We start from the raw sequence: 15,983 nt of genomic DNA on the forward strand, positions 1-15,983 counted from the left end.
ATATGAGTGAAACGAATTTTTCGTTGCCCTTAGTGCCACTACGGGGCATGGTAGTATTTCCTAAAGTTGAAGTACGACTCGATATTGGTCGTGATAAATCCATTCGCGCTGTTGAAGAAGCTATGGCCAATGAACGCTTATTGGCTGTATCGGCGCAATTAGATGATGAAGTGGAAAATCCAACTCAGCAAGATATTGCTGAAGTAGGGACTATTGTTAAAATTAAACAAATGCTTCGCTTACCAGGCGGTTTAGTTCGCATTTTAGTGGAAGGGATTACCCGTGCTAAAGTTGTATCTGTTGATGAAACCGGTACCTATTATCGTGCTACTATGGAAACCTTGGTTTCACAGTATGATGATCAGGTAGAAATTGAAGCCTATCGTCGTTTAGCACAGTCTAATTTTATGAAATGGGCGGAAGAAACGAAATTAGTTACGGAAGACGAGATTCGTCGCGTTATGGAGCGCAGTGAGCCTTCTGAAACAGCGGACCAAATCGTTCAGTTTCTTCAGACTGAATTAGTAACCCGTCAGAGTTTCTTGAGTGAATTAAACGTCTTACGCCGTTTAAATATGGTTGTAGGGGCTTTAAATATGGAATTGCAAATCTCTGACTTAGAGAATTCCATTAATAGTCAGGTTCGCCAACAAATGGAAAAGGCACAAAAAGAATATTTCTTACGTGAAAAAATCCGTGTCATTCATAATGAATTAGGCGACAAATCGGATCCTGATGAAGAAGCTGAAGAATTACGGGAACAGCTTAAGAAATTAAAAGTATCTGATGAAGTGCGTGAGCGCATTGAAAAAGAAATTAGCCGTTATAGCCGTATGCCTGCTATGATGCCTGAAGCTAATATTTTACGTAATTATTTAGATTGGGTATTGTCCTTGCCATGGGATAAAGAAAGTGAAGACCGTCTTGATATTAGCGAAGCGGCTAAGATTCTTGATGAAGATCATTATGGTCTTAAAAAAGTAAAAGAACGCATTTTAGAATTCTTGGCTGTTCGCAAATTATCTGATGCACAAAGTGGCTCTATCCTTTGCTTAGTAGGCCCGCCAGGGGTAGGTAAGACATCCTTAGCTACGTCTATTGCGAAAGCGATGAATCGTAAGTTTATCCGTGCTTCTTTAGGGGGCGTTCGCGATGAAGCTGAAATTCGTGGTCATCGCCGTACCTATATTGGGGCTTTGCCAGGTCGTATGATCCAAGGCCTTAAAAATGCAGGGACTCGTAATCCTGTGTTCTTGTTAGACGAAATTGATAAATTGGCTTCTGATTATAAAGGCGATCCATCGTCTGCTTTATTAGAAGTGCTTGATCCAGAGCAAAACTCGACGTTTAGCGATCATTTTATTGAAATTCCTTTCGATTTTTCTGATGTATTCTGGATTACAACGGCCAATGTACCTGGTAATATTCCAGCCCCACTTATGGATCGCATGGAAGTAATTGAATTGACTAGTTACATGGAAGATGAAAAATTAGAAATTGCTAAGCGTTATTTGGTGCCAAAACAGATTAAGAAAAATGGTCTGTCTGGTCATTCCGTTAAATTATCGGATGCTGTTTTACGCAAAATCATTAGCGAGTATACGCGTGAAGCTGGTGTTCGTCGTTTAGAGAAGACGATTGCTAAAGTATTCCGTAAATTAGCTTTTGAGATTATTAATGGTTCAGGGGTAGCTCCTAAAGTAACGGTTAAAAACTTATCTAATTATTTAGGTGCGCCTATTTATTTGGAACAAGAGCGGGAAAAAACAGCGCAAGTTGGTCTTGTGTGCGGTTTAGCCTGGACTTCTGTAGGTGGTGTAGTATTGCCTTGTGAAGCGACTACTATGGCAGGGACTGGCAAATTATCTTTAACAGGTAGTTTAGGCAAAGTTATGCAAGAATCTGGTCAAGCGGCTTTATCGTACATTCGCCATAATGCGAAGACTTTAAAAATTCCAGAAGATTTCCATAAAACGATGGATTTACATGTGCATTTGCCAGAAGGTGCTACGCCTAAAGATGGTCCATCAGCGGGCATTACCATGACCTTGGCCATTGTATCGGCGTTAACCGGTCGTAAGGTACGTTCTGATTTGGCTATGACTGGTGAAATCACCTTGCGTGGCCGTGTGTTACCAATTGGTGGTTTAAAAGAAAAATTGTTAGCTGCTTTGCGCTATGGCATTAAAGAAGTATTAATTCCTCATGGCAATATTAAGGATTTAGAAGAAATGCCTGCTTCGGTGATTGAAGGGTTAACGATTACACCAGTTAAAACAATGGATGAAGTATTAGCTAGAGCATTTGTGAAATGATGAAACAGAAGAAACAATCAATTAGAAAACCGCAACCTGTATATACGCGCAAGGAACCAAAGGGGCCACGTATTATTGCATCTAATTACGTGGCGTCCGCGGTGCGACCTGATCAATATCCAGAAGGGGATACGGTGGAAGTCGCTTTTTTAGGGCGCTCCAATGTGGGAAAATCGTCCTTGATTAATTCCTTGTGTAATCATCGAGGATTAGCCTTAGTCAGTGGTCAACCTGGTAAAACTAAGACGATTAACTTCTTTACCATTACTTCAAAAGAAGATATTAGTGAAACAGAAGAACGTCGCTATGAATGGTTTTTAGTGGATTTACCTGGCTATGGTTATGCTAAGACGGATAAAAGTAATCGCAATATTTGGTCATCTTTTATTGCTGACTATATTTTGAATTCAGAGCGATTAATGTTATTATGTCTGCTTGTAGATGGCCGCCATCCAGAGCTACCTATTGACCAAGAGGCTTTTAATTGGTTACAGCAAGCCGGTGTGCCTTTGCAGATTGTAGTGACTAAAATTGATAAATTAAACAGTAAAGAACGACAGCAAAATCTACGGTTTATCAAGGAGAATTTCCCTTGTGAAACGCCGGCTATTCCGTATAGTTCCTTAAAACATACGGGCCGTGAATTGTTGTTGAGCCGTATTAATCAAGTAATTGTGGGGGGGGAAGAATGAGTTTGATGAAAGAGATGGCGTTAATTGAACAAGTAAAAGCTGACCTCATTAAGGTGGAAGCCTATTTAGCGGACTCCTTACATACAGGCTCAGAAGATTTCAACCAATTAATTCGCCCCATATCAGCAGCTGGTGGTAAGCGTTTACGCGCCCGCCTTTGCTTGTTAATTGCTGGTGCTGGCAATGCGCCTGAAGCTACGCGTATTCCTATTGCAGCGGCGGTAGAAATGTTGCATTTAGCGACCTTAATTCACGATGATGTATTGGATCAAGCCGCTGTACGTCGTGGCGCACCGGCCATTCATTGCAGTAAAGGCAATAAAGTTGCTATTTTAAGTGGTGACTATTTATTTGCGAAAGCCTTTGATGTGGTTGCGCAGATTAAGTCTGTGGAATGTCTCCGCGTATTTTCCTTTATAATTTCGGCCCTCGTGGAAGGGGAATTTATGCAAATGGAAGATGTGTTCTGCATCAACCAAGGGACAGAGCGTTATTTAACAAAGACGCAGAAAAAAACGGCTGATTTTATTGAAGCTTGTTTAGAATTAGGTGGTATTTTGGGCGACTGGACCGAAGCGCAGACGACCTTGTTGAAACAATATGGTCATGGCCTTGGTATGGCGTTCCAAATTACGGATGATATTATGGACTACTGTGCTACGTCTGAAACGACGGGCAAGCCAGTAGGTAAAGATTTACGGGAAGGTCTGATTACCTATCCTTTATTGTCAATCGTAACGAAAGAGAATGAACAATATATTACTGATACAGTGCATGCTATTGCGAAAGGGCAAAGTGCGGATGAGCTCATCGAGTATGTGACGGCTCAAGGTGGCGTAACTAAAGCTGAGGAGCTTGAAGCCACTTATCGGGAACAGGCACACAATGCATTGACGGCGCTCCCAGAATTTGCAGGCAAATCAGTGTTATATGAAGTATTAGATTCGTTGGCTCATAGAAAGGTGTAAGTTATGGAATCGTTTCAGGTACGAGAATTTAATGACCCGAAACGAAAGCCTTCCTTGAATAGTGTGTTGGCGCAAAAAGAACGCCTAAAAGCAGCAGAGCGGATTCGTCGTGGGGAAACTAAAGATACTGCGGAGACTAATGCGTTAGCCAATGTAGACTTAGAAGCGGTGGAACCTCAATATACCCCTTTGGAAGAACAAATTATGGCTGAAAATAAGGCCATGTCTTTGGTAGGCCATTTAGGCGAACTTCGTAAACGAATTATAATTTCTGCTATCGCTATTTTGGTGGGCTTTTGTGTAGCCTATTATTATGTAGATGATTTATTGGCCATTATTATTGCACCAGCAGGGAAGCTATATTATATGCGTCCTACGGAAGCGTTTTTTACCTATATGAAGGTGGCGCTTGTAGCAGGCATTATTGCAGCTTCACCTATATGGTTATACGAGGTGTGGGCCTTTGTCATTCCGGCCCTAACTAAACAGGAGAAGCAGTTAACGAATTGGTTTTTGCCATTTGCTATTATACTATTTATCATGGGTATCCTGTTCTCGTATGCTTTGGTGTTGCCAGTAGCTATTCAATTTTTTATTGGCTTTGCTACTGATGAACTGCAGCCTTTGTTCTCGATTGGTCAATACATAGATTTTGTAATTGCCTTTGTATTGCCTTTTGGGTTAATTTTCGAATTGCCTATTGTGATGATTATTATGGCAAAATTAAATCTAATTACGTCCGCCTTTTTGCGGTCTAAACGAAAAATCTTTTTATTTTTAGCCTTCGTAATAGGTGGTTTGATTTCACCTACGCCAGATATGTTTTCGCAAACAATGATAGCGATGCCTATGATTATTCTTTATGAAGTAAGTCTATGGTTAGTGGCGAAGGTTATGAAAAAATAATATATACACACCTTATGAAAGTCTGTTAGCTTGCTTGTGAAAAGTAAATTGACAGACTTTCATTTTTTAGTTATCATGAGTAGTAGAAATACTCTTATAAAGAGAGCAGGCGTTGAAGAGGAAAAATCTTCTCCTAGCGTGGCAGAGAGCGTTGATAAGGTGGGAGCAACGTACGTGAATAGAAGAGGGTAGCCTTGGAGCTGATGAGATGAACTTACAATGGAGTCTGTCGGTATTACTACATCGGTAGTAAGCCGAGGTGGTATTGTAATGCGTAGTTTTATCCGGTTAACCCCGTTAACGGTAATGAGTGATTGCTACGGCAATAATCTAGGTGGTACCGCGGAAGTTAAGCCCTTTCGTCCTAATGGACGAGAGGGCTTTTTTTATATACGATGTAGGAGGAATTTGAGATGAGTGAGTTTAAAAATTTGACAACTTACAACCCTGGCGAGATTGAACAAAATTGGTATGAATTCTGGGAAAAACAAGGTTATTTCCATGAAGAAGTAGACAAAAGCAAAAAGCCGTATAGCATTGTATTGCCACCACCAAATGTTACAGGGCAATTACATATGGGGCATGCCCTTGATAATACATTACAGGACATTTTAATTCGTTTTAAACGCATGCAAGGCTATAATGTACTTTGGATGCCTGGAACTGACCATGCAGGGATTGCTACTCAGGTTAAAGTAGAACAAAACCTCATGAAAGAAGAAGGCAAAAGTCGTTATGATTTAGGCCGTGAAGAATTTGTAAAACGCGTATGGGATTGGAAAAAAGAATATGGTAGCACCATTGTTAAACAGATTCGTAGCTTAGGGGCTTCCTGTGATTGGACGCGTGAACGTTTTACCTTAGATGATGGTTATTATCGAGCAGTCCGTGAAGTATTTGTAAGCTTATATGAAAAAGGCTTAATTTATCAAGGGGAACGCATTACCAATTGGTGTCCAAGCTGTCATACAGCCCTCAGTGATATTGAAGTAGAACATAGTGACGAAGCAGGCCATTTATGGTTTGTTAAGTATCCCGTAGTCGGTGAAGCTGATCGTTATGTAACCGTAGCAACCACTCGTCCTGAAACGATGTTTGGTGACGTGGCTGTAGCGGTTAATCCTGAGGATGATCGTTATAAAGATATTATTGGCAAAACTTTATTATTGCCATTTGTTAACCGTGAAATTCCAGTTATTGCTGATGATTATGTTGATCCTAGCTTCGGTACTGGCTGTGTAAAAATTACACCAGCTCATGACCCTAATGACTTTGAAATGGGCCAACGCCATAACTTACAGACCATTATCGTAATGAACCTTGATGGTACGATGAATAGCGAAGCTGGTCATTTTGAAGGGCTAACTCGTGAAGCGGCTCGTAAACAAGTAGTGGCTGAATTAAAAGAACAAGGTTTGTTGACTAAGATTGAAGAACATGATCATAGTGTAGGCCATTGTTCCCGTTGTAATACTATTGTAGAACCATTAGTATCTAAACAGTGGTTTGTAAAAATGGGACCTATTGCGGAACCAGCGCTTAAAGTCGTACAAGATAAAGAGATTGAATTTGTGCCAGAACGCTTTACTAAGACTTATACAAACTGGTTAGAAGGCATTCGCGACTGGTGTATTTCCCGCCAATTGTGGTGGGGGCATCGCATTCCTGCTTGGTATTGCGATGATTGTGGTGAAATTACCGTATCTCGTGAAGATATTGAAGTATGTCCAAAATGCGGTGGCCATGTACATCAAGACGAAGACGTATTGGATACTTGGTTTAGTTCTGCTATGTGGCCATTTGCTACTATGGGTTGGCCAGAAGAAACTAAAGAATTGGAACATTGGTATCCAACTAGCGTATTAGTAACTGGCTATGATATTATCTTCTTCTGGGTAGCGCGTATGATTTTTATGGGCCTTGAATTTGAAAAGGAAATTCCATTCAAACATGTATTTATTCATGGTTTAGTACGGGACAGCCAAGGTCGTAAAATGAGTAAATCCTTGGGTAATGGCATTAATCCATTAGACGTAATCAATGAATATGGCGCTGATGCGTTGCGTTTTACCTTAGTAACCGGTAATACCCCAGGTAATGATATGCGTTTCTATATGGAACGAGTAGAAGCTAACCGTAACTTTGCCAATAAGATTTGGAATGCCGCTAAATTCGTACTTATGAATTTAGATAATTATGATCCAAACTTTGTGCCTACTGATGATGATTTCACTTTGGCGGATCGTTGGATTATTGATACTTACAATAAAGCCGTTGAAACGATTACCGCTAACTTAGATAAATTTGAATTAGGTGAAGCGGCATCGGCTGTGTATGACTTTATTTGGAACAGCTATTGTGACTGGTTCATCGAATTAGCGAAACCTCGTCTTTACAATAAAGACGGTGGCCGTGACCGTGCTGTGGTACAATATTTATTAGTTACGATTTTGCGTCATATGCTTGAATTATTACATCCATTTATGCCGTTTGTTACTGAACATATTTGGCAGCATTTACCTCATGAAGGGGATAGCATTGTAGTGGCTCCATGGCCTACGGCGTTGCCATTTGGGGATCAAAGTGCTAGTGCAGGGCAGATGAGTATTATGATGGATGCTATTAAAGGCATTCGTAATATGCGTGCTGAAATGAATGTACCAATGGGCAAACGAAGTGCTGTTATTTTAGCACTTACCGATGAAAGTCTACGGGATGTAGTTAACGAACATCAAGATTATTTCAAAACTCTTGGTTGGGCAGAAACTGTTACTGTCTTAGGCGCTGCTGAGGCAAAACCTGAAAATGCTACCGTTACGGTAGTTAATGGTCTTGAAGTTTACTTATTGCTTAAAGATTTAATCGACGTAACGAAAGAACGGGAACGTTTGACTAAAGAAAAAGAAACATTGAAAAAAGAAATCGCTCGCTTGGAAGGTAAGTTAGGTAATCCTGGCTTCGTAGCGAAAGCTCCAGCTGAGGTAGTGGCTAAAGAAGAAGCTAAATTGGCTGAATATAAACAAAAACAGCAAGCCGTTATCGAACGCGAAGAATTTCTTAAAACCTTATAGGAGGAAAGCATGACATATGCAGAGGCAGTGGCCTATTTAGATAGTTGTGTAGCCTTTGGAATTAAGCCTGGTTTAGAGCGCATTAAAGCGCTCTTACAGGCCATGGATAATCCAGAAACCGCATATAAAACAATTCATATTACAGGGACTAATGGTAAAGGATCAGTTACTGCGTTGGTAGATTCTGTACTCACTCATAGTGGCCGGCGAGTAGGTCGTTTTACCTCGCCTCATTTGATTAGTTATACAGAACGCATTTGTGTGAATGGTCGTTCAATTACGGAAGAAGCTTTTGGCGAATTGATTGCTAAGGTGGCGGAGGTAGTAGCTAAATTAGTAGCGGCTGGTTTAGAACCACCCACTCAATTTGAAGTATTAACGGCGGCGGCTTTCCTATTTTTCCGTGAACAAGCGGTCGATTATGCAGTTATTGAGGTGGGCCTAGGGGGTTTACTGGACTCCACTAATGTAATAACGCCTGAAGTATCTGTGATTACTAATGTTACCATTGATCATCAAGCTTATTGTGGTAATACCGTTGAGGAAATTGCTACCCATAAAGCAGGGATTATTAAGCCGAAAGTGCCCGTAGTAACGGCGGCCCAACGTGGTGCACTTGAAGTGATTAAGCAGCAAGCGAAAGAGTTAAAAGCACCTATTTTTGTTTTTAATGAAGATTTTTCCATTAAGAGTCGCAGTGCTATGCCTGAAGGGCAAATGATTACGTTAGAGGATAAAGCGGGACACAAGGATATGCTCTTTACTACGCTAGCTGGAGTGCATCAAGCGGTTAATTTAGCATGTGCTGCTGAAGCTCTTAGAGTGCTTATGAAAGCGGATACGGCTATTAGTGAAGAAACATTACGCGAAGGGTTAGCGCGCGCAAAATGGGCGGGTCGTTTTGAAATTATGAAACGATTGGACCGCATTTTTATCTTTGATGGTGCTCATAATGCAAATGGGGCAGAAGCGTTTCATTTGACTTATGAAGAATTATTTAAAGATAAGCCTAAAACGATGGTATTGGCCGTATTAGCCGATAAAGAAGTGCAAGCCGTTGTGGATCAATTAGTGGGCCTTAAGGATACAGTAATTACTGTACCAGCACCAACACCACGGTCTTGTACGCCAGAAGAATTAGCCAGTCACATTGGTAGTCAAGTGACAACCGCTACGTCTGTAACTGAGGGTCTAGAGAGAGCTTTAGCAACTACCAAACCGGGGGATATCATTGCAGTTGCTGGTTCATTGTATATTTTAGGGGAAGCTGAGCAGTGGTTAGCTGCTCAGTAAAGGTATTGTAATATGCCGGGCACAATTTGCCTCGATAGGGGCCAAGATTTGAAACAATATATTACTAGACTCCTATATGCGATTGTCTTAGTCATGCCCTTACACCAATTGCTAGGGGATATTTTAGTAGTGCTAGCGCTTATTTTAAGCGTGTGGGATACCGTAAAATATAGTCCTTTATCAAGACCGGCGTCTTGGTTACAATGGTGTGTATTGGGCTTCATGGGGTGGAGTTTGCTCTCTGCTTTGAGCTCTACTAGGCCACTTTTTACCTTTTATAGTTGGTTATATAATGTAGGCATGTATGGAGCCATTTATTTCCTTACGTATCGCTATTTAAGGGAACCTGAGCAATGGCGCATCTTTTTACGCATGTTTGTATGTTCTGCTTTATTGGTGTGCTTAGTTGGGGTATACCAATATATGAGCATGTCTATGGATCATTTGCAACAATGGGTAGATGCTAAGCATTTTCCATTGCTAAAGCGACGGATGTTTGCAACTTTACAAAATCCGAATCTATTTGGCGAGTATTTATTGATTGTATTAGCCATGGCGGGAACTGGAATTTTCCAAGGCTTAAAGGAAAAACGGTGGCGTTTATTGGCCTGGATGGTGCCGTCAGCTCTATTTTTCTTAGTGTGCATGACATTAACCTATTCGCGGGCGATTTGGATTAGCTTTGCCTGTATCGTCGTGTACTGGGGGATAGTAGTTGATCGACGTTTGTTGTTGAGTCTATTAGCGATTCCTGCTATTTTATTCTTCTATCATGGAGAAGTGGCCTCGCGCCTTTGGTCATTGTTTGATGGCAATGATACCTCTGCTGTGTTGCGCTGGGCGTTGTGGGATAGTACGACTTATATGATTGTGGAACATCCTGTATTAGGTATTGGTTGGGATGCATTTTGGTTTGTATATCCTCATTATAATTACTTTATTCAAGCACCAGATGTCATCATTTATCATGCTCATAATATGTTTTTAAATGTGCTTGCCGAAATTGGGATTCCTGGCGCCTTGTTTTACTTTAGTGCTATTTACGGTCATGCTGTGTATGCGTTGCGCTTGCCGAAGGCAACGATTAGTAATATTGTAAAATATGGTATGGGTGCTGTAGTCGTAGGTGTCACAATAAGTGGTCTTTTTGATCATGATTTATTCAGTCACCAAGTATCGGTTATATTTTGGCAACTATTAGGTTGGGCTTCGGCGGTGTTATATACCTATAAGAAAAACAACTAAACGACTTCGTAAAACGTGATAAAATGGGGATTTGAAAACCTTTTATTAAGTATAAAAGTTAACAAATGAATATGAAATTTAGTAGGTATCATGAATTAATGTCATGATACCTATTTTCTTTGCGTATGAAATGCCGTTTATGCATATTGGTTGACAAAGGCATTTAATTCTTCTAATATTAGCCATAGTTTGAAGTATAACTTTCTTATCAATATCTAAATATGTCGATAAAAGGGAAGTTTTTCGATACAGTAAAATGTTGGTAAAAATAAAAAAATATTCACAAAAAAAGAGGATATTTTAAACTTTTGTCGAATATATATAAGTGTTGGAATGCGGAAGTACAATTTAATGTCATTCAAACTTTTAAAAGGAGATGGTAGTGATGATTAACATCCTCGATCGCGTACAAGGTGAAGCTCTTCAAGCAAAAATTACAACAGCAGAAGAAGCCGCTTTGTTGATCAACCCTGGTGACCATGTTGGGATTAGTGGTTTTACCCCATCTGGTTATCCAAAAGCAGTTCCTTTGGCATTGGCAAAACGAATGGAAAGCGATCCATTCAAAATTGACTTGTGGACTGGTGCCTCCGTTGGTGATGAAGCTGATGGTGCATTAACTCGTGTTGACGGTATTGCTCGTCGATTCCCATATCAGACGAATGGCGATATGCGTAAAGCGCTTAATGCAGGTAAAGTTCGTTACAGCGATATGCATCTTAGTCAAACAGCTCAAAACGTGCGCTATGGTTTCTATGGTGATTGCGACATCGCTATTGTAGAAGCTGTGTGCATTCGTGAAGATGGTGGGATTGTTCCTTCTACTTCAGTAGGTAACACACCAACTTATGTTAGCCAAGCAAAGAAAGTTATTGTTGAAGTTAACGTAAGTCAACCAATGAGTTTAGTAGGTATGCATGATATTTATGAACCATTGGATCCACCATATCGTCAACCGCTACCAATTACAGCAGCTGGCAATCGCGTAGGGACTCCATACATCCCATGTGATCCAGAAAAAATTGTAGCAATTGTACCATGTGATATTACTGATAAGACTCGTCCATTAGCACCAATCGATGATGATGCTAAGAAAATGAGCCAACATTTAATCGAATTCTTCGAAAATGAAATTAAACATGGTCGTTTGCCTAAGAATTTATTACCATTACAATCTGGTGTAGGTTCTGTAGCAAATGCTGTAATTACTGGCTTGGCTCAAGGTCCATTTACAAACTTATCTATCTTTACTGAAGTAATTCAAGACGGCATGTTTGACCTTATTGATGCTGGTAAAGTAGAAGTATGTTCTGGTACCGCCCTTTCACCATCCCCAGATGGTTTAAAACGTTTTTATGACAACGTTGATTTGTACTCGAAGAAAATTATTCTTCGTCCGCAAGAACTTTCGAACAGTCCTGAATTAGCTCGACGCCTTGGCGTTATTGCTATGAATACAGCGATTGAATTTGATATCTTTGGTAATGTAAACTCTACTCATATCATGGGTAGCAAGATGATGAACGGTATTGGTGGTTCTGGCGACTTCGCTAGAAACGCATATATCTCCATCTTCTGTACAAACTCTGTAGCCAAAGATGGTGCAATTAGCTCTATCGTTCCAATGTGTTCTCACATTGACCATACAGAACATGATGTAATGGTATTCTGTACTGAACAAGGTATTGCTGACTGCCGTGGTTTAGCTCCGGAAGAACGCGCTCGTTTAATTATTAAAAACTGCGCTAATCCAGAATATAAACCAATGTTAGAAGACTACCTCGAAAGAGCTTTGGTGGCAACGAAACACGCCCATACACCAATTTTGCTTGATGAAGCTCTTTCTTGGCATAAACGTTTCCTAGAAACAGGAAGCATGAAGAAGTAAGGTATTTTTAGGAGGATGATGAAAACTATGGCTAACGAAGCTCTAAAAGCTAATCTTGCCAAATATGAGGCAGAAGTTAATGAAAAAATTGCGAAATTCCCAGAACGCAAAAATTTAAAGTATAACCGTTTATATACTCCACTTGATATTGAAGGTTTTGACTATGAAAAAGATTTAGGGTTCCCTGGTGAATTCCCTTACACTCGTGGTGTACAACCTACAATGTACCGTGGTCGTTTCTGGACAATGCGTATGTATGCTGGTTTCGCTACTGCTGAAGAATCCAACAAACGTTATCGTTACCTTATCGAATCTGGTGCAACTGGTCTTAGCTGTGCATTCGACTTACCAACTCAGATTGGTTATGACTCCGATGATGCTATGGCAGAAGGCGAAGTTGGTAAAGTAGGGGTAGCAATTGACTCCTTAAAAGATATGGAAATTCTTTTCGACGGTATTGACCTTGGTAAAGTTTCCACTTCTATGACTATCAATGCTCCTGCATCTGTACTTCTTGCTATGTACATTGCAGTAGCTGAAAAACAAGGTGTACCTGCATCCGCATTGATGGGTACTATTCAGAACGATATTCTTAAAGAATATGCTGCTCGTGGGACTTACATTTTCCCTCCAAAACCATCCATGCGTTTGATCACTAACATCTTCGAATATTGCTCTCAGAACGTACCAAAATGGAACACAATCTCCATTTCCGGTTACCATATCCGTGAAGCTGGTTCTACAGCTGCTCAGGAAATCGCATTTACTATTGCTGATGGTATTGCTTACGTAGAAGCTGCTTTAAAAGCTGGCTTAGACGTTGATGCTTTCGCTGGTCGTTTATCCTTCTTCTGGAACGCTCACAACAACGTACTTGAAGAAGTTGCTAAATTCCGTGCATCCCGTCGTTTATGGGCTACTATCATGAAAGAACGCTTTGGTGCTAAAAAAGCTAAATCCATGATGCTTCGTGTACATACTCAAACAGCTGGTTCCATGCTTACTGCACAACAAGTTGATAACAACATCGTTCGTGTAGCATTGCAGACTGCTGCTGCTGTAATGGGTGGTACTCAATCCTTACATACAAACTCCCGTGACGAAGCGTTAGCACTTCCTACAGAAGCTTCCGTACAGGTAGCTCTTCGTACACAACAAATCGTTGCTTACGAATCTGGTTTAGCTGACGTAATCGACCCATTGGGCGGTTCCTACTATGTAGAAGCTATGACTAATGCAATCTATGATGAAGCTGCTGAATACATTCGCAAAATCGACGAAATGGGCGGCGCTGTAGTAGCTATTGAAAAAGGTTACATCCAGAAAGAAATTCAAGAATCTGCATACAAATGGCAGATGGAAGTTGAATCTGGTCTCCGTACAATCGTAGGGGTTAACAAATTCCAGGTTGAAGAAAAACCAGTTGAAGGTCTTCTTCGTGTAGATGCTTCCGTAGGTGTTAACCAAGCTAAGAAAACTCAGAAAGTTCGTGAAGAACGCGATAACGCTGCAGTAGAAAAAGCATTGGCAGCACTTAAAGAAGGGGCAAAAGATGAAAATGTTAACCTTATGCCATTAATTCTTGATGCAGTTCGTACATATGCAACATTGGGTGAAATTTGTAACGTATTACGTGACGTATTTGGTGAATACCAAGCTCATTCCACGTTATAATTTCTAGGTAAAGATAGCGTAACGATTAGTTCGGAGGTAATATATCATGGCAGAAAAACGTATTCGTGTATTAGTAGCAAAACCAGGTCTTGATGGTCATGACCGTGGTGCCAAAGTTGTAGCTCGCGCACTTCGCGATGCAGGTTTTGAAGTAATTTATACTGGTCTTCGTCAGACTCCAGAACAGATTGTTGAAGCTGCTTTGTCTGAAGACGTTAATGTAGTTGCATTAAGCCTTCTCTCTGGCGCTCACAACACATTGTTCCCTAAAATTGTTAACATGTTAAGAGAAAAAGGTATGGGCGACGTTCTTGTAGTTGGCGGCGGCGTAATTCCTGATGCTGATATCCCAGGTCTTAAAGAAGCTGGCGTAGCAGCTGTATTTACACCAGGCACCCCAACTGGCGACGTAGTTGAATTTATTAAAGCTAACGTTAAATAAGATGTATTAAAAGACAGGCTCGGATTCATTTGGTCTGAGCCTGTACTATACTAAAGAAGGCGGTGTAACCAATGGATTTAGTCAAAGAACTGTTAAATGGTTCCCGACTGGCCTTGGCGAGAGCCATCACTGCAGTTGAAAGCGAATATGATGACGCAATCGACATTATGAAAGCGATTTATCCTAAAACGGGCCGTGCTCGTATCTTAGGGATTACTGGTGCTCCTGGTGCTGGTAAGAGTACGTTGACTGATAAGGTTGTAAAACAATACTTACAGCAAGGTAAAAAAATCGGTATCGTAGCGGTGGATCCGACCAGTCCGTTTTCCGGTGGTGCCATCTTGGGTGACCGTATTCGAATGAATGATTTGACCTTAAATGAAAATGTATTTATTCGTAGTATGGGTACTCGTGGCAGCTTAGGCGGTTTGTCCAAAAAAACGTCTGATGTTGTTAAATTGATGGATGCATTTGGCATGGACCTTGTTATCATTGAAACCGTAGGGGTAGGGCAATCGGAAGTTGACATTGTTAAAAATGCCGACAGTACGCTTGTTGTACTAGTACCAGGTTTAGGTGATGACATTCAAGCTATCAAAGCTGGTATTTTAGAAATTGGTGATGTATTCGCCATTAATAAAGCCGACCGTGATGGCTGTGACAAACTAAATGTTGAAATTGAAATGATGTTAGACTTAGACTCTCGTGAGTTAAAATGGCGTCCGCCAATTAAACGTACAATTGCAAGTAAAGACGTTGGCGTAGATGAGTTAGTAGAAGCACTTGATGAACATTTTGAGTTCTTAGAAGACAGCGAAGAATTAGCTGTTCGTCGTAAAGATAGAACTCGTGATGAAATCATTGCAATGATTAATGAACAAATTGGTCGACGTGTTGCAGATGTAGTCGTTAAGAGCGACGATTTTACAAGCCAAGTTAACGCTGTTAACCAGCGTGAAAATGATCCATACACAGTGGTGAATAAAGTATTGGCAGATGTGTTAAAAATTTAATTGATTACAAACCTATGTGGTGTATCAGTTGAAAAAAAGGAGATTTTATTATGGCATTTAAAGTATTAAACGTAGATCATATCGGTATCGGTGTTACTGATTTAGCATCAACAAAAGAATTTTACAAAAATGCATTAGGTATTGAACATCTTCCAGAAGATGAAGTAGTTGAAGAACAAAAAGTAAAAGTAAGCTTCTTCCCATGTGGTGACGCTGAATTAGAATTCTTAGAATCTACAACTCCAGATGGCCCTATCGGCAAATTCATTGAAAAAAATGGCGGCCGTAATGGTATTCAACACGTTGCTCTTCGTGTAGACAACATTGAAAATGCAATTGCTGACTTAATGGCTAAAGGCATTCGTATGATCGATGAAAAACCTCGTTATGGTGCAGGTGGATCTGCTATTGCTTTCATTCATCCTAAAGCAACTGGCGGTGTTCTTCTTGAACTTTGTCAGAGAATGAAGTAATAT

12 protein-coding genes and 1 other annotated feature are annotated in these 15,983 nt (G+C 40.5%); all 12 genes read left to right on the plus strand.

Annotation, left to right across the window (positions count from 1 at the left end; translation table 11 throughout):
* The first annotated feature begins 2 nt into the window (after nucleotides 1-2).
* Entirely contained in the window at nucleotides 3-2,315 is a 2,313-nt protein-coding gene (gene lon / locus VER_RS06430; protein WP_162100042.1) for an endopeptidase La, read from the plus strand.
* Nucleotides 2,315-3,007 carry a ribosome biogenesis GTP-binding protein YihA/YsxC gene (yihA, locus tag VER_RS06435; RefSeq protein WP_162100107.1) on the plus strand — a complete coding sequence of 231 codons (693 nt, stop codon included), beginning with the start codon at nucleotides 2,315-2,317 and terminating at the stop codon, nucleotides 3,005-3,007. Before lon ends, yihA begins: the two co-directional genes overlap by 1 nt.
* Entirely contained in the window at nucleotides 3,004-3,975 is a 972-nt protein-coding gene (locus VER_RS06440; RefSeq protein WP_162100043.1) for a polyprenyl synthetase family protein, read from the plus strand. Before yihA ends, VER_RS06440 begins: the two co-directional genes overlap by 4 nt.
* 3 nt (nucleotides 3,976-3,978) lie before the next feature.
* The gene (gene tatC / locus VER_RS06445; protein ID WP_162100044.1) at nucleotides 3,979-4,881 is read left to right on the plus strand and encodes a twin-arginine translocase subunit TatC; all 903 of its coding nucleotides are present in this window, start codon (nucleotides 3,979-3,981) and stop codon (nucleotides 4,879-4,881) included.
* Between the two features lie 103 nt (nucleotides 4,882-4,984).
* Nucleotides 4,985-5,251, plus strand: a binding site (T-box leader).
* Nucleotides 5,252-5,294: 43 nt separating this feature from the next.
* Nucleotides 5,295-7,952 carry a valine--tRNA ligase gene (locus tag VER_RS06450; protein ID WP_162100045.1) on the plus strand — a complete coding sequence of 886 codons (2,658 nt, stop codon included), beginning with the start codon at nucleotides 5,295-5,297 and terminating at the stop codon, nucleotides 7,950-7,952.
* Nucleotides 7,953-7,961: 9 nt separating this feature from the next.
* Nucleotides 7,962-9,245: a folylpolyglutamate synthase/dihydrofolate synthase family protein gene (locus tag VER_RS06455; protein WP_162100046.1), complete on the plus strand. Its 1,284-nt coding sequence runs from the start codon at nucleotides 7,962-7,964 to the stop codon at nucleotides 9,243-9,245.
* Between the two features lie 48 nt (nucleotides 9,246-9,293).
* Nucleotides 9,294-10,490 (plus strand): O-antigen ligase, encoded by a 1,197-nt coding sequence (locus tag VER_RS06460; protein WP_238390167.1) that lies wholly within the window; start codon nucleotides 9,294-9,296, stop codon nucleotides 10,488-10,490.
* Between the two features lie 385 nt (nucleotides 10,491-10,875).
* Nucleotides 10,876-12,378 (plus strand): acetyl-CoA hydrolase/transferase family protein, encoded by a 1,503-nt coding sequence (locus tag VER_RS06465; RefSeq protein WP_162100048.1) that lies wholly within the window; start codon nucleotides 10,876-10,878, stop codon nucleotides 12,376-12,378.
* A 27-nt stretch (nucleotides 12,379-12,405) separates the two neighbouring features.
* On the plus strand, nucleotides 12,406-14,052 hold the full coding sequence (locus tag VER_RS06470; RefSeq protein ID WP_162100049.1) for a methylmalonyl-CoA mutase: 1,647 nt from the start codon (nucleotides 12,406-12,408) through the stop codon (nucleotides 14,050-14,052).
* A 46-nt stretch (nucleotides 14,053-14,098) separates the two neighbouring features.
* Complete coding sequence (locus VER_RS06475) at nucleotides 14,099-14,494, plus strand: cobalamin B12-binding domain-containing protein (protein WP_162100050.1); 396 nt, start codon at nucleotides 14,099-14,101, stop codon at nucleotides 14,492-14,494.
* Between the two features lie 71 nt (nucleotides 14,495-14,565).
* Nucleotides 14,566-15,507, plus strand: coding sequence for a methylmalonyl Co-A mutase-associated GTPase MeaB (gene meaB, locus VER_RS06480; RefSeq protein ID WP_162100051.1), 942 nt, complete (start codon nucleotides 14,566-14,568; stop codon nucleotides 15,505-15,507).
* Nucleotides 15,508-15,557: 50 nt separating this feature from the next.
* The gene (gene mce, locus VER_RS06485) at nucleotides 15,558-15,980 is read left to right on the plus strand and encodes a methylmalonyl-CoA epimerase (RefSeq protein ID WP_115310993.1); all 423 of its coding nucleotides are present in this window, start codon (nucleotides 15,558-15,560) and stop codon (nucleotides 15,978-15,980) included.
* The last annotated feature ends 3 nt before the right edge of the window (nucleotides 15,981-15,983 follow it).

The organism is Veillonella sp. R32, assembly GCF_010093125.1.
Lineage (GTDB): Bacteria > Bacillota > Negativicutes > Veillonellales > Veillonellaceae > Veillonella_A.

What these genes read in the sequence shown, in the direction of transcription:
- lon (WP_162100042.1), top strand. Translation starts at nt 3, where the DNA reads ATGAGTGAAACGAATTTTTCGTTGCCCTTAGTGCCACTACGGGGCATG.
- yihA (WP_162100107.1), top strand. Translation starts at nt 2,315, where the DNA reads ATGAAACAGAAGAAACAATCAATTAGAAAACCGCAACCTGTATATACG.
- VER_RS06440 (WP_162100043.1), top strand. Translation starts at nt 3,004, where the DNA reads ATGAGTTTGATGAAAGAGATGGCGTTAATTGAACAAGTAAAAGCTGAC.
- tatC (WP_162100044.1), top strand. Translation starts at nt 3,979, where the DNA reads ATGGAATCGTTTCAGGTACGAGAATTTAATGACCCGAAACGAAAGCCT.
- VER_RS06450 (WP_162100045.1), top strand. Translation starts at nt 5,295, where the DNA reads ATGAGTGAGTTTAAAAATTTGACAACTTACAACCCTGGCGAGATTGAA.
- VER_RS06455 (WP_162100046.1), top strand. Translation starts at nt 7,962, where the DNA reads ATGACATATGCAGAGGCAGTGGCCTATTTAGATAGTTGTGTAGCCTTT.
- VER_RS06465 (WP_162100048.1), top strand. Translation starts at nt 10,876, where the DNA reads ATGATTAACATCCTCGATCGCGTACAAGGTGAAGCTCTTCAAGCAAAA.
- VER_RS06470 (WP_162100049.1), top strand. Translation starts at nt 12,406, where the DNA reads ATGGCTAACGAAGCTCTAAAAGCTAATCTTGCCAAATATGAGGCAGAA.
- VER_RS06475 (WP_162100050.1), top strand. Translation starts at nt 14,099, where the DNA reads ATGGCAGAAAAACGTATTCGTGTATTAGTAGCAAAACCAGGTCTTGAT.
- meaB (WP_162100051.1), top strand. Translation starts at nt 14,566, where the DNA reads ATGGATTTAGTCAAAGAACTGTTAAATGGTTCCCGACTGGCCTTGGCG.
- mce (WP_115310993.1), top strand. Translation starts at nt 15,558, where the DNA reads ATGGCATTTAAAGTATTAAACGTAGATCATATCGGTATCGGTGTTACT.